The sequence below is a fragment of the Qipengyuania pelagi genome (assembly GCF_009827295.1).
Lineage (GTDB): Bacteria > Pseudomonadota > Alphaproteobacteria > Sphingomonadales > Sphingomonadaceae > Qipengyuania > Qipengyuania pelagi.
Map to the genome: position 1 here is coordinate 13631 of NZ_WTYD01000003.1, position 14727 is coordinate 28357.

13 protein-coding genes are annotated in these 14727 nt (G+C 65.7%); 7 read left to right on the top strand and 6 right to left on the bottom strand.

Features of this window, described 5'->3' with window-relative positions:
• The first annotated feature begins 72 nt into the window (after positions 1–72).
• From hisS to metK, 6 genes are all read left to right on the top strand, one after another.
• A complete protein-coding gene (gene hisS / locus GRI47_RS13570) occupies positions 73–1362 on the top strand; it encodes a histidine--tRNA ligase (protein ID WP_160661918.1) in 1290 nt (429 codons plus the stop codon).
• 84 nt (positions 1363–1446) lie between these two features.
• Positions 1447–2514 (top strand): peptide chain release factor 1, encoded by a 1068-nt coding sequence (prfA, locus tag GRI47_RS13575; RefSeq protein WP_160661973.1) that lies wholly within the window; start codon positions 1447–1449, stop codon positions 2512–2514.
• A 5-nt stretch (positions 2515–2519) separates the two neighbouring features.
• Positions 2520–3365, top strand: a complete 846-nt coding sequence (gene prmC / locus GRI47_RS13580; protein WP_337190704.1) for a peptide chain release factor N(5)-glutamine methyltransferase — start codon at positions 2520–2522, stop codon at positions 3363–3365.
• A gap of 283 nt (positions 3366–3648) precedes the next feature.
• Positions 3649–4455 carry a DUF4167 domain-containing protein gene (locus GRI47_RS13585; RefSeq protein WP_160661919.1) on the top strand — a complete coding sequence of 269 codons (807 nt, stop codon included), beginning with the start codon at positions 3649–3651 and terminating at the stop codon, positions 4453–4455.
• Positions 4456–4499: 44 nt separating this feature from the next.
• Positions 4500–6089, top strand: coding sequence for an apolipoprotein N-acyltransferase (gene lnt / locus GRI47_RS13590; protein WP_160661920.1), 1590 nt, complete (start codon positions 4500–4502; stop codon positions 6087–6089).
• Positions 6090–6146: 57 nt separating this feature from the next.
• Entirely contained in the window at positions 6147–7370 is a 1224-nt protein-coding gene (metK, locus tag GRI47_RS13595; RefSeq protein ID WP_160661921.1) for a methionine adenosyltransferase, read from the top strand.
• Positions 7371–7439: 69 nt separating this feature from the next.
• Here the strand turns inward: metK and GRI47_RS13600 are convergent, their stop codons facing one another.
• From GRI47_RS13600 to GRI47_RS13625, 6 genes are all read right to left on the bottom strand, one after another.
• Positions 7440–7625 (bottom strand): hypothetical protein, encoded by a 186-nt coding sequence (locus tag GRI47_RS13600; RefSeq protein WP_160661922.1) that lies wholly within the window; start codon positions 7623–7625, stop codon positions 7440–7442.
• Positions 7626–7633: 8 nt separating this feature from the next.
• A complete protein-coding gene (locus GRI47_RS13605; protein WP_160661923.1) occupies positions 7634–8782 on the bottom strand; it encodes a CoA transferase in 1149 nt (382 codons plus the stop codon).
• A 13-nt stretch (positions 8783–8795) separates the two neighbouring features.
• Positions 8796–9455 carry a CoA transferase subunit B gene (locus tag GRI47_RS13610; protein WP_160661924.1) on the bottom strand — a complete coding sequence of 220 codons (660 nt, stop codon included), beginning with the start codon at positions 9453–9455 and terminating at the stop codon, positions 8796–8798.
• A 1-nt stretch (position 9456) separates the two neighbouring features.
• Positions 9457–10338: a 5'-nucleotidase, lipoprotein e(P4) family gene (locus tag GRI47_RS13615; protein WP_337190705.1), complete on the bottom strand. Its 882-nt coding sequence runs from the start codon at positions 10336–10338 to the stop codon at positions 9457–9459.
• 68 nt (positions 10339–10406) lie between these two features.
• On the bottom strand, positions 10407–11291 hold the full coding sequence (locus tag GRI47_RS13620) for a hypothetical protein (RefSeq protein WP_160661926.1): 885 nt from the start codon (positions 11289–11291) through the stop codon (positions 10407–10409).
• A complete protein-coding gene (locus GRI47_RS13625) occupies positions 11288–12010 on the bottom strand; it encodes a CoA transferase subunit A (RefSeq protein ID WP_160661927.1) in 723 nt (240 codons plus the stop codon). The genes GRI47_RS13620 and GRI47_RS13625 overlap by 4 nt, the downstream gene beginning before the upstream one ends.
• Positions 12011–12376: 366 nt before the next feature.
• On the opposite strand from GRI47_RS13625, the gene GRI47_RS13630 reads away from it, so the two are divergent.
• Positions 12377–14686, top strand: coding sequence for a CDC48 family AAA ATPase (locus GRI47_RS13630; RefSeq protein WP_160661928.1), 2310 nt, complete (start codon positions 12377–12379; stop codon positions 14684–14686).
• Positions 14687–14727 lie beyond the last annotated feature (41 nt).

Genomic DNA, 14727 nt, shown 5'->3' on the forward strand with positions numbered 1-14727 from the left:
TCGTCAAAGGCCTGCCCTCTGTCCTCGCGCTGCGCCTTTTCCGCGTGTCGCGAACGCGCTAGGGGCGCGGGCATGAGCAAATCTTCCCAGAAAACCCCGCAGGCCATCCGCGGGACGCAGGACATTTTCGGCCCCGATGCCGACGCTTTCGCCTTCGTGGTCGAAACCTTCGAGCGCGTGCGCAAGCTCTATCGCTTCCGCCGGGTCGAGATGCCGGTGTTCGAAAAGACCGAAGTGTTCGCCCGCTCCATCGGCGAGACGACCGATATCGTCTCGAAGGAGATGTACACGTTCGAGGATCGCGGCGGCGATTCGCTGACGCTGCGCCCCGAATTCACCGCCGGGATCGCGCGCGCCTTCCTGACGAATGGCTGGCAGCAGCACGCGCCGGTCAAGCTGACGACCCACGGGCCGATCTTCCGCTACGAACGCCCGCAAAAGGGCCGCTATCGCCAGTTCCACCAGATCGACGCGGAGATCGTCGGGGCCGCAGAGCCTCAGGCTGATGTCGAGCTGCTCGCGATGGCGGACCAGCTGCTGAAGGAACTCGGGATCAAGGGCGTCACGCTGCATTTGAACACGCTCGGCGATGCCGACACGCGCGAGGCCTGGCGGAATGCGCTGGTCGAGCATTTCCGCAGCGTTAGGGACGAACTCAGCGAGGAATCGCAGGAGCGGTTGGGGAAGAACCCGCTGCGTATCCTCGACAGTAAAGATCGCAGGGACCAGAAATTCGTCGCCGATGCGCCGAAGATCGATGCGTTTCTGTCCGACGAGGCGCGCGCCTTCTTCGACGCGGTGACCAGCGGCCTCGATGCGGCGGGCGTCAAATGGCAGCGCGCCGAAAGCCTCGTGCGTGGCCTCGATTATTACCGCCACACCGCCTTCGAATTCATCCCTGACGAGGGATCGGACGCCGCCTCGAAACTGGGCAGCCAGAGCACGGTGCTGGGCGGCGGGCGCTATGACGGGTTGATGGAATCGCTCGGCGGCGCCGAGACTCCGGCGGTCGGATGGGCGGCGGGGATCGAGCGGCTGGCGATGTTGGTTGGCGAGAGAGATAGGAAAGAGGCGCTGGTAAGTTTCGTAGTCGAAGACGATCGCATGATCTCGACTGCCCAGTCCCTCCTAGCATCTTTCAGAGCCGATGGGTTTGCGTCGGAGATTTTTGCGAGCGGGTCGCCGCGCAAGCGTTATGACAAGGCAATGAAGCTGTCTCCCAGCCTGGTGGTTACGCTCAATATCGTCGATGGTGTCGAAGACGTTGGTATGAAAGCTGTAGATGAGACCGGAGATCGAATTCTCGGTGAGATAAGAGACAGTCTCTTGAAGAACATAAATGAGGCGTCACCCCGGACTTGATCCGGGGTCCAGCTTCCTTTCCCGCTGCACCGCGCGTAAGCCCGATCCCGGCTCAAGGCCGGGATGACGAATGAAGAGACCATCGTGACCATCCCCGCCGAACGCCTCGACCAGATTACCCATCGCTTCGCCGAGCTCGAGGCGCGCATGGCGTCGGGGACGCTCGAGGGCGACGCCTTCGTCCAGGCGAGCCGCGACTATGCCGAGCTGGAGCCGGTGGCCAAGATCGCGGCGCAAGTGAAGGCGATGCGCGCCGAAATGCCTGAACTGGAGGCCATGCTCGCCGATCCCGAGATGAAGGCGATGGCAGAAGAGGAGCTTGCCGCGATCCGCGCGAAGCTGCCCGAGGCCGAACGCCAGCTCGCCGTAGCCATGCTGCCGCGCGACAGCGCCGATGCGAAGCCCGCAATGCTAGAAATCCGCGCCGGGACCGGGGGCGACGAGGCGGCGCTGTTCGCGGGCGATCTCTATCGGATGTACGAGCGCTACGCCGCCGAGCGCGGCTGGAAAGTCGAGCCGGTCAGCATGAGCGCATCGGAAGTAGGCGGCTTCAAGGAAATCGTCGCCAACGTGACCGGCACGGGCGTCTTCGCCAAGCTGAAATTCGAAAGCGGCGTCCACCGTGTCCAGCGCGTTCCCGAAACCGAGAGCGGCGGGCGCATCCATACCAGCGCCGCGACGGTCGCCGTCCTGCCCGAACCCGACGCGGTCGACGTCCAGATCGATCCGACCGAGCTGAAGATCGACACCTATCGCGCGTCCGGCGCGGGCGGGCAGCACGTCAACACCACGGACAGCGCGATCCGCATCACGCATCTGCCGACCGGAACGGTCGTCACCTGCCAGGACGGGCGCAGCCAGCACAAGAACCGCGAAAAGGCCATGCAGGTTCTGCGCGCCCGCCTCTACGAAGCGCAGCGCGAGGCGACGCAGGGCGCGGAAGCCGAAGCGCGCAAGGCCATGGTCGGATCGGGCGACCGATCGGAGCGCATCCGCACCTACAACTACCCCCAAGGCCGCGTGACCGACCATCGCATCGGGCTGACGCTGCACAAGCTTCCCGAAATCGTCGCCGGGCCGGGTCTCGCTGAATTGATCGACGCGCTGATCGCGGAAGACGAGGCGAAGCGGCTGGCGGCACTGGCGGAATAGGACCCGTGAGTGCAACCGGGGGCGTGACCGTGGGCGGGGCACTGCGCGAAGCGGCCGAAAGGCTGGCGGTCGAGTGGGGCCGCTTCGACGCCGAGCTGCTGATGGCCCATGCCTTGGGTGTTTCGCGGTCGGACCTGTTGCTGCGCCATTTGCGTGATCCGGTCCCCACCGCCTTCGCGCCGCTGCTGCAACGCCGTCTGGCACACGAGCCGGTCGCCTACATCCTCGGCGAGGCGGAATTTTACGGGCGGCGGTTCCGCGTCACCCCCGACACGCTGATCCCGCGCGGTGACAGCGAGACGCTGATCGAGGCCGCGCTCGCTATCAGGCCCGATGCGCGGCGCGTGCTCGATTGCGGGACCGGCACGGGCGCGTTGCTTCTGACCGTGCTGGCGGAAGGGGAGGCCGAGGGGGTGGGGGTGGACGCTAGCAAGGCCGCACTTCTCGTCGCGCAGGAAAATGCGCAGGCGCTGGGAGTGGCGGAGCGCGCGCACCTCTTGCGGCGCGACTGGACCCAGGCGGGGTGGGCGGACGATCTGGGCACGTTCGACCTGATTCTCGCCAATCCGCCTTATGTCGAGGAGGGCGCACCGCTCGATCCCTCGGTGCGCGATCACGAGCCCCATTCTGCCCTCTTTTCGGGACCGGAGGGGTTAGACGATTACCGCATTCTGCTGCCGCAGATCGATGCGCTGCTGGAAGATGGCGGAGCGGCGGTATTCGAGATCGGGACTAGACAGGCCGATGCGGTCACTGCGCTGGCGGAGGCGGAGGGCTATTCGGCCACGCTCCGCCGCGATCTCGCCGGGCGCGCGCGGGCGCTGGTGATGACGCGGGGATTAAACCGATAAGGGCTTGGCAAACCGGGCGGGAGGCACTACCCCTTGGGGCACAGGCCAACGGAGTGCGACGCGCTCGTCCCGCTGGCCCGGCTCCGACATATGCAGTTCTGGTGTGAAGCGCTTTGCTTCGCGGACCGTGCAGAAAGATCGGAAAATGCGGCCCGCGCCCAGGTCTCGCGACTGCCAGGTTTGCAATCTGGCAAGTCCTGCGATCGCGGTTTCGGCGCATGAGGGGTCACGCGGCTTAGAGTGGACACAGTCCGCGCCGCGCCATGAATGAGGACGTTATTCCTTGAACAACAATCGCAACAACAACAATAACCGCCGTCGCGGTCGCGGTAATCGCAATCAGGGCGGCGCGAATTCGGGCAACCGGATCGACAGCCGCGCGCGGGGCAATGCGCCGCAGCTTCTGGACAAGTACAAGAAGCTTGCCCAGGACGCGCAGCATAATGGCGACCGGGTGCAGGCGGAATATTATCTCCAGTTCGCCGATCATTATTTCCGCGTGATCGCCGACAACAAGGCGCGCCAGGACGAGGCGCGCGGCAATAATCGCCAGGATCGCGACGATCGCGATTCTGACGTCGACGAGGATACGCGCGGCGACACTCACGCCGATGATCGCAATGACGGGCGTAACGACGGGCGCAAACCCTCGCGGCGCGAACGCGGCGGGCGCCAGAACGAGCGCGGCGGCGATCGCCAGGCCGAACGTGCGGATGACCGCTCCGATGCGCGTTCCGATTCTAGTGGCGAAGACGCGCCGAAGCGCGCCGCTCGCGGCCGTCCGCGCAAGACCGATCGCGATGCGCCGACGGGCGAGGATCGCTTCGAACAGGAAGACAATCCCTTCCTGCGCGACGCCCGAGCCGATAACCGTGCAGACGCCGATGCGGACGAGGCGCCGAAAAAGCGCGCGCCGCGCAAGCGCAAGGTGGATGCGGAAGCTTCGGCCGAAATCGACGTGGCCGCCTTGCCGCCGTCGATCGGAAGCTCCGACAGCGACGAGGGGAGCGCCAAGCCGAAGGCCAAGCGTGCACCGCGCGCTCGCAAGCCGCAGCCGCAGGATGACGACAAGGTAAGCGTCGCAGGCTGACTAGGCGGGCTGAACCGGCGGACTGGCGGCGGATTGCGATCGCGATGCAGGCTCTAGCGAACCGCGCGGGCAGCGTGCTGGTGGCTCATCCCCGGCTCGCCGCCCTCGGTTTCGGCCTTGTCGCCGCGACCGGGTTCCAGCCCTTGCAAATATGGCCGCTCGCCATGGCGGGGCTGGCCGGTTTGGTCTGGCTGGGCATGGGCGCCGCTAGCTGGCGCGAAGCGCTGCTGCGCGGGTGGCTGTTCGGGTTCGCCCATTTCACGCTCACCAATAACTGGATCGCCACGGCCTTTACCTATCAGGCCGAAATGCCCGCTATATTGGGTTGGGCGGCGGTGCCTCTTCTTTCGGTCTATCTCGCATTCTATCCGGCGCTCGCCGTGATGGGCGCGCATCTGCTCGCGCGGAACAGGTCGATTCCGGTCTGGTCGCTCGCCTTCGCAGGCGCATGGATCATCACCGAATGGCTGCGAAGCTGGGTCTTCACCGGCTATGTCTGGGGGCCGCTTTCGCTGATGTGGGTCGGCCCGTTCGCGCGGCCGGGCCTTGCGCTGCTGCTGCCCTGGTTCGGGACCTATGCGCTGTCGGGCGTGGTGGCGCTGGCAAGCGGGCTGGCGCTGTGGCTGGTGCAGGAGCGCCGCTATGCGGTGCTGGGCGGGGCGACGGCGCTAATGGCGCTCGGCATGTATCTTCCCCAGCCCGCCGAACGATCCTCCGATCTCGCGATGACGCTGGTCCAGCCCGATCTGCGCCAGGAAGTGCTCGACGATCCGAGCAATTTCGAACAGCAATTCCTCACCCTGCACCGCCTGTCGCAGCCCAACCGCGAGTTCGACCGGCGGTTGGTGCTCTGGCCCGAATCGGCGGTGCCCGACTATCTGCGCCCCGGCTATCCCCAGCGCTATTATGACCGCATGACCGTCGCGGGCGATCCCCTCTTCGCCCGTCGCCGGATCGGATATGCCATCGGCGCGGACAGCCTGCTTTTGACCGGCATGGTCGATCTCGAAATCGGCGAGGTCGACGGATACGAAAAGGCAGTCGGCGCTTATAACGCCATCGCCCCGATCGCGGCGGACGGCACGATCGGCGAGCGGTATTCGAAGGCCCATCTGGTCCCTTACGGCGAATATCTGCCGATGCGTTCGCTCCTCGAACCGCTCGGCATGACGCGGCTCGTCGCCGGGTCGATCGATTTCATCCCCGGCCCCGGTCCGCGCACGCTCGATCTGGGGCGCTGGGGCAAGGCCGGGATGCAGATCTGTTACGAGATCGTGTTTTCGGGCGAGGTCGTGGATCGCAGCGACCGGCCCGATTACATCTTCAATCCTTCCAACGATGGCTGGTTCGGCGCGTGGGGGCCGCCCCAGCATCTCGGCCAGGCGCGGATGCGTGCGATCGAGGAGGGGCTGCCGGTGCTGCGCTCCACCACCACCGGGATCAGCGCGGTGATCGACGCGAAGGGCGTGGTCCGCGACCATATCGGGATGCATCGGGCGGCCCGCATCGACGGCTACGTGCCGCAGGCTCTGCCGCCGACCCTGTTCGCGCGGCTGGGCCATTGGCTGACGGCCATCTGGGCACTTGGATTTGTTCTGTTTTCGCTGGTTGCGGCACGGCGTTTCAGGCGCTAAGGAAACGAGACATAAAGCTTTCTTTATATCGGAATATCCCGACCCATCGGAGATCCAATGCGCAGCGACTACCTTTTCACCTCCGAAAGCGTCTCGGAAGGCCATCCCGACAAGGTCTCCGACCAGATCTCCGACGCCATCGTCGATCTGTTCCTGTCGAAGGACCCGGAAGCGCGCGTCGCTTGCGAAACCATGACCACCACGCAGCGCGTGATCCTGTCCGGGGAAATCCGCTGCAAGGGCGTGTTCGAGAATGGTGACTGGGCCGAAGGCGCGGAAGAGGAAATCGAGAATGTCGTGCGCCGGACGGTGCGCGAGATCGGATACGAGCAGGACGGCTTCCACTGGGAAACGCTGACCCTCGAAAACCATCTCCACGGCCAGTCGGTCGAGATCGCGCAGGGCGTCGATGCCGGGGCCGACGGGTCCAACAAGGACGAAGGCGCGGGCGATCAGGGGATCATGTTCGGCTTTGCCTGCGACGAAACGCCCGATCTGATGCCCGCGACGCTCGATTACAGCCACAAGATCCTCGCCCGCATGGCGGAAGACCGCAAGAGCGGCGCGGCGCCCTTCCTCGAACCCGATGCGAAAAGCCAGGTCACGCTGCGTTACGAGAAGAACAAGCCGGTCGAATGCACCGCGCTGGTCGTCTCGACCCAGCACGCGCGCGGCTATGACAAGGGCGACAAGGAGGCGGAGCTCAAGGCCTATGTCAAGAAGACCGTCGCCGACATCCTCCCCGAGGGCTGGCTGACCGACAAGACCGTCTGGCACATCAATCCCACCGGCGCCTTCGAGATCGGCGGGCCGGACGGCGATGCGGGTCTGACGGGCCGCAAGATCATCGTCGACACATATGGCGGCGCGGCGCCCCACGGTGGCGGGGCCTTCAGCGGGAAGGACCCGACCAAGGTCGACCGCTCGGCGGCCTATATAACGCGCTATCTCGCCAAGAACATCGTCGCCGCGGGCCTCGCGCGGCGCTGCACGATCCAGCTCGCCTACGCCATCGGTGTCAGCGAGCCGCTGTCGCTGTATGTCGACACGCACGGCACCGCGAAGGACGGGGTGACCGACGAGGGGCTGGAAAGCGCGATCCGCGGGATTGGCAAGCTCGGCGGTCTGACCCCGCGCGGCATCCGCACCCATCTCGGCCTCAACAAGCCGATCTACCGCAAGAGCGCCGCCTACGGTCATTTCGGCCGCGATGTCACCGGGGATTACTTTCCTTGGGAACGCACCGATCTGGTCGATGACCTGAAGGCGGCTGTGGGCTGATCGCGCGAACCCGGATATGAGAAGGGCGGCCCCCAAGGAGCCGCCCTTTTTCGTTTGGAGGATGGGTCTTCAGGCGTAGGCGCCGTCCTCGCGCAGCCATTGGCCGACCTTCCGACCGAATTTGGCGATCGCGTTCATGTTGAAGAAGTGCATGGCGCCAAGCACCACCACGACGAGACCGATCTTGCTCGACAGGAAGGTGATCGTCTGCGCGAGCGTCTCCGGCGCGGTGCCGTCGAGAATGGTTTGCCGCACAAGAGAACTCAATCGAGGTTGAGATTACCCTGGCGCGGGCTTGGACGGTCGAGGGCCAGTTCGGCATCGGAAAACCGGAAGGGACTGCGGAGGCCGGGTACGCCGTCCGCCTCGATCGCCATGCCGCGCGCCGCGACCTGCGGGTCGGCGAAGACGGTTTCGAGATCGTTGATCGGTCCGGCAGGTACGCCCGCCTTGGCGCAGGCCGCGAGCAGGGCTTCGCGAGCCCACTTCGCCGTCTCGCCCGCGATGATCCCGTCGATTTCAGAGCGGTGCGCGATGCGGCCTTCATTGCTGGCGAAGCGCTGATCGCCCAGCAGATCGTCCCGCCCGAGCAAAGTAAGCAGCTTGCGGAACAACCCGTCATTGGCGGGCGCCAGCACGACCGGGCCGCCCTGCGTAGGGAAGACGCCATAGGCGCTGACCTGGGCGTGGGCATTGCCCATGCGCGGCGGGTTCGCCTGCGTCGCGAAATAGGTCATCGCCTGATTGGCGAGCAGGCCCACCGAGCAATCCAGCAGGCTCATGTCGATCCACTGGCCGCTCCCGGTCCGCTGCCGCATCAGGAGCGCCGCCTGCACCGCATTGGCGGACCACAATCCGCAGGACAGATCGCTGATCGACAGGCCATGCTTCATCGGGTCGCCGTCCGGCTCGCCGGTCAGCGCCATCATCCCGCTCATCGCCTGGATCACGAAATCATAGCCCGGCTCGTTGCGGCGCGGGCCGGTCTGGCCGAAGCCGGTGATGGAGCAATAGACGAGCGCCGGATTGGCGGCGGACAGGCTCTCGTAATCGAGGCCGAACTTCGCGAGTGCACCGGGCTTGAAATTCTCGAGAACGACATCGGCCCTGGCGGCAAGCCCCTTCACGCGGGCAAGATCCTCCGCGCCGCGAAAATCGGCCACCAGCGAGCGTTTGCCGCGATTGCAGGCATGGTAATAGGCGGCGGTCCGCTCGCCATCATGCTCGATCCAGGGCGGACCCCAGATCCTCGTATTGTCCCCTTCCGGGCTTTCGACCTTAATAACGTCCGCGCCCAGATCGGCGAGGATCTGTCCCGCGAACGGCCCGGCGAGAACGCGCGCCAGTTCGAGCACCTTGAGGCCCGCCAGCGGCGCGTTCGGATTGCGGGGATTGTCGAGCCAGCCGGTCACGATCCGGGTCGGATCAAAGCGCGGTTTCGTAATGCGCCGTCGTGCTGGCCGCGATATCCGCCTCGCTTACGCCCGGCGCGAGTTCGGTCAGCCGGAAGGAGCTGTCGTGATCGGGTCGCTGGAACACGCCAAGATTGGTGATGACCATGTCGACCACGCCCGTCCCCGTCAGCGGCAGCGAGCATTCGGGCAGGAACTTGGGCGATCCGTCCTTCGCGGTGTGATCCATGACGACGATGATCTTCTTGACGCCTGCGACCAGGTCCATCGCGCCGCCCATCCCCTTGATCATCTTGCCCGGGATCATCCAGTTCGCGATGTCGCCATTCTCGGCCACCTCCATCGCGCCCAATACGGTCAGGTCGATATGGCCGCCGCGGATCATGGCGAAGCTGGTCGCGCTGTCGAAATAGGCGCTGTGGGGCAGTTCGCTGATCGTCTGCTTGCCCGCATTGATGAGGTCCGCGTCCTCTTCGCCCTCATAGGGGAAGGGGCCGATGCCGAGCATCCCGTTCTCGCTCTGGAGCGTGACGTGCATCCCTTCGGGGATGTGGTTGGCCACCAGCGTCGGGATGCCGATGCCCAGATTGACGTAATATCCGTCTTCCAGCTCCCTGGCGGCGCGGGCGGCCATCTGGTTGCGGTCCCAGCCCTTGGCAGTCGTATCGGTCATCTCATTGGCCTTCGTTCATGATTGCGGGCGCGTCGGAGCGCGGCGTGCCGGGTGTCCAGCGGCGGTTTTCGGAAAAGACCTCGCCGATCGTGCCCTTGATGGAATCGCCGTAAACTGGGTTGGGGAAGGCGAACCAGCCTTGCCCCCATAATTGCGCGAAATCGCCGCGTGCGGCGAGCGTGCGGCGCGCCTGGATGCCGCGTGCATCGTCATTGAAGACATCCGCGAAATCGCCGAGATTGTCGCCCGCCAGCGCGATCACGCAATAGCGTTCGGCGATCAGGGCGCGGCGGCCATCCTTGCCGCTGCTGTTGGCGCCATCGTCACCGCGCAGGAACAGGGTGTCGCGATGCACCGCCTCGCCGAGGCCCGCCATGGCGATCGCGCGCGCGGCGCCTTCGGGGCTGTATTGGCGATTGGTGTTGAAGACCGGGGTGACGCCTGCGGCGCGCAGGCGGCGCAGGCCGGTGACGGCGCCGGGCACGGGGGAGACCGCGGCCGCGCCGCTACGCTCCCATGCTTCCCACGTCTCGCGGCTGTAGCTGTGGCCGGTGGCGAGGAAATATTCGTAGCCTTCGTTGAGGATCACCGTCTCGTCGACATCGAAGACCACGGCGAGCGGCTTCACGCTTCCATCCGGGCGGCGGCAGGACGCGGTGCCGATCGGGTCCGCCGATCCTTCCCCGGCGAGGCCCATCATCACCGAACGGGCGGGCGCGGGGCCTCGAGCCATTTTCTCGGCGTAATCGGCCAGCATCCGCCAGGTCTGGATCGAGACGCCCGCCGCTTCGCCCGATGCATAGAGCCAGCGCATCGAATCCGGCGCGTCGCTGTCGAGGCCGGAGACGGGCGCCGCGCCGACTGGGGGCGCGGTGGTCGCCACGCTCGGCGCGCAAGCGGACGCGGCGAGCGCCATGGCGCCAAGACACACTGTGAGGAGAGGCCGCATCGTCATCCTTCGTTCGTGATCGGGGACGCCAGGAACCACCCGTTGCCGATGATCGCATCGGGCGGCACGACCGCGTCCCGGTCCTTCAGATAGAGATAGAGTTCGTCGAAATCGGCGCGCTCGTCGCCCAGGATGGCGACGATGCAATGGGTCTTCGCCAGAGCGTCGCGCCGGGTCTGCTTGCGCTCGTCGAGCGAGCCGAGCACTTCGAGGCGATCCTCGCCCGTGGGGTCGAGGCCGGTCCGGGCGAGCGCGCTGCGGACCACGTCGGCGAAATTCTCGCCCAGCCGCGTCTGCCAGGCGATCATGACGTCCCTGTCGCGCAGGGTCGCCAGCGCCTCCACCAGAGCGGGGTCGGCCTGGCTGGCGGCGAGCGGGTCGAAGGCGTCACGTCCGGGATCGAGATCGATCAGGACCATCGCCGGACGTTCGCGGCAGGCCGCGCGATCGGTTTCGAGCGCGCCGGGCGAAGCCAATAGCGCGCTGCGCGTGGCAGCATTGGCCGGGCTCGCCTCTGCCCGGTCGAGCGCGTGCCGCGCGAAGGACAGGATCGCGCCGTCGCTGGCCCCGATATCGCGCGCTGTCGGGGCGGGCATGGCGGTAAGGCCGGTCAGGACGATTGCGCGGTCGCTTGCAGTAGCAGCTTGGGCGGGCTGGGCCGGGGCGGAGGGCGCGAAGGGCGGGCTGGCAAGTTCTGAGGACCGAGACGTGGTCTGGACCACAGGTGGTGTCGTCGCCGCCAGCGGTGTGCGTGGCGTCTCGCGCTTGCCCTTGGCGATGGCGACGCCAGCCGCCGCAAGCGGCGCTGCGGCCGCCACGACGCAGCCTTGCAGGGCCAGTGCCGCACCGGCCAGCGCGACACCGGAGAGGGCGCGCCTGGAGCTCACGCCGCTTCGCGTTCCCTCACCGTCACGAATTCGATCTTCTTGTCGTAGGGCGCGCCCAAAATCAGGCGATTGACGAACACGCCGGGCAGATGGATCGCATCGGGATCGAGCTCGCCAACGGGCACGATTTCCTCGACCTCGGCGACGCAGACCTTGCCGCAGGTCGCGGCGGGAAGGTTGAAATTGCGCGCGGTCTTGCGGAACACGACATTGCCCGTTTCGTCCGCCTTCCAGGCCTTTATGATCGACAGATCGGCGAAGATGCCGCGTTCGAGGATATAGTCCTCGCTGACGCCGTCGGGCCCTTCGAAGCGCTTCACTTCCTTGCCTTCGGCGACCTGCGTGCCGACGCCGGTCTTGGTGTAGAAGCCGGGAATGCCCGCGCCCCCTGCGCGCATACGCTCGGCCAGCGTGCCCTGGGGACAGAATTCGACCTCGAGCTCGCCCGAGAGGAATTGCCGTTCGAACTCCTTGTTCTCCCCGACATAGGAGCTGATCATCTTTCTCACCTGTTTGGTGCGCAGCAGCATTCCGATGCCTTCATTGTCGATTCCGGCATTGTTGCTGGCGAAGGTCAGGTCCTTCACGCCCGAATCGCGGATCGCGACCAGCAGGCGTTCGGGAATGCCGCACAGGCCGAAGCCTCCGCTGGCGATCAGCATACCGTCTTTCAGCACGCCATCGAGGGCGGCGGCGGCGTCGGGGTAGAGTTTGTTCAATCGGACCTCCGTTACGGCAGGCGGGTGTTAGGACCTCGGCGCGGCGCTGTCACCCCCACCCGCGCACCGGCTCGATTGCACGATATAGCACGAAGGTGTTGCGCTTCTTGCAAGTAACAATGTCCTTTTCGCACTTGCACAAAAATTGCTGCGACCGCATATCACTCATGCCTTTTCAGGCATCCTCTCCCAAGACTTCATAGCCCGGTTGGTTCGCCAGCCGGGCTTTTTTCTTGCCCGTTTCGTATGGATCGCAGCGGCCCGACAGCTTTTCGAGGACCCCACGCCCGCTTCGCTCATTTGCATCAGGGAGGGGCGGTTCCTACTTCCGCTGCCTGTGACACGAATTGAGGACGGGTAAAGCGGATGGCCGATGCGCAAGCTGCGATCGAAAGCAATACGGTAAGGCTGCAAGTTGCGGCGGCACGGCAGGAGGAAAGCGGCCAGGGCATCGCGCGCCTGCCCCGTACCGCCTTTCAGAAGCTGGGCATCACCGAAGGCGACGTGGTCGAAATCACGGGCAAGCGCTCGACCGCCGCCGTCGCGATGGCCGCCTATGACGAGGACCAGGCGCTCGACGTGGTGCGTCTCGACGGGTTGCAGCGGGGCAATGCCGAAACAGGATCGGGCGAGCACGTCACGATCGTCTCCGCCGAATCGCGGCCCGCGACTCGCGTCGTCTTCGCGCCCGCGAGCCGCGAAATGCGCCTCCAGGGGCCGGCCCAGGCCTTGAAACGCAATTTCTTTAGGAAACCGCTGGTCGCGGGCGATCTCGTCGCGACGACGGGGCAGCAGCCGGTTCAGAACATGCCGCAGGAATTGCGCCGCATGGTCAATTCGCCCGCCTACGCCCTGACCCAGATCCGCCTGACCGTCCTTTCGACCGCGCCCAAGGGCATCGTCCATATCGACGAGAACACCGAGGTCGAGCTGCGCGCCGAATACGAGGAGGCCAAGGCAGGCCGCGCAGTCGTCAATTACGATGATGTCGGCGGGATCGAGGAGACGATCCAGCAATTGCGCGAGATGGTCGAACTGCCGCTGCGCTATCCCGAACTGTTCACCCGCCTCGGCGTCGATCCGCCCAAGGGCGTGTTGCTCCACGGTCCGCCCGGAACCGGCAAGACCCGGCTGGCCCAGGCGGTCGCGAATGAGAGCGATGCCAATTTCTCGATCATCAACGGCCCGGAAATCATGGGCTCGGGCTATGGCGAGAGCGAGAAGCGCCTGCGCGAAGTGTTCGAGGAAGCGAGCCGCAACGCGCCCGCGATCATCTTCATCGACGAGATCGATTCGATCGCGCCCAAGCGCGACCGCGTTCCCGGCGAGGCGGAAAAACGCCTCGTCGCGCAATTGCTGACGCTGATGGACGGGCTGGAATCGCGCGCCAACGTGGTCGTTATCGCCGCCACCAACCGTCCCGACGCGATCGACGAGGCGCTGCGGCGTCCGGGCCGGTTCGACCGCGAGATCGTGATCGGCGTTCCCGACGAGAACGGACGGCGCGAAATCCTCGGCATCCATACGCGCGGTATGCCCTTGGGCGACAAGGTCGACCTCAAGGAACTGGCGCGCACCACCCATGGCTTCGTCGGCGCGGACATTGCTGCGCTGGCACGCGAGGCGGCCATAGACGCGGTGCGCCGGATCATGCCGCGCCTCGACCTCGACGAGCGGATGGTTCCGCCCGAAGTGCTCGACGATCTCTATGTCAGCCGCGAGGATTTCATCAGCGCGCTGAAGCGCATCCAGCCTTCCGCCATGCGCGAGGTTATGGTGCAGGTCCCTAATGTCGAATGGAGCGATGTCGGCGGGGTCGGCGATGCGGTCGACAAGCTGAAGGAAGGCATCGAACTGCCGATGCGCAATCCCGAGGCCTTCCACCGGCTCGGCATCCGTCCGGCCAAGGGCTTCTTGCTTTACGGGCCGCCAGGCACGGGCAAGACCCTGCTGGCCAAGGCGGTCGCCAAGGAGGCGGAGGCGAACTTCATCTCGATGAAGAGCTCGGACCTCCTGTCGAAGTGGTATGGTGAGAGCGAGCAGCAGATCGCGCGCATGTTCCAGCGTGCCCGCGCCGTGGCCCCGTGTGTCGTCTTCATCGACGAGATCGACAGCCTGGTGCCTGCGCGCGGATCGGGTGCGGGCGAACCTCAGGTGACGGGCCGGGTGGTCAACACCATCCTCGCTGAAATGGACGGGCTGGAGGAATTGCAGTCGGTCGTCGTGATCGGCGCGACCAACCGCCCGACTCTGGTCGATCCCGCGCTGCTGAGGCCGGGCCGGTTCGACGAGCTGGTCTATGTCGGCACGCCCGATCAGGGCGGGCGCGAGCATATCCTGAAGATTCACACCCGCGACATGCCGCTGGCCGACGATGTCGACCTCGCCGATGTGGCGGCCAAGACCGAGCGCTTCACCGGAGCGGATCTCGAGGACGTGGTCCGCCGCGCGGGTCTCAACGCGCTGCACCGCGTGGGCCGCGAGGTCACCGAGGTGGGCAATCAGGACTTCGTCGCGGCGCTGGAGGATTCGCGCGCCACGGTGACGCTCAAGATGGAAGAGGAATACAAGAAGATGCGCGGCGAGCTGAAGAAGCGTGCTGCCGAAGCGGTGCCGATCGGCTTCCTCTATGAAGGGATGGTCGAAAGCACGCGCGAGAGAAAGCACGGAGACTAGCGCCAGCGGGCCGGGGCGGACTGGATTGCTTCGTCGCCTTC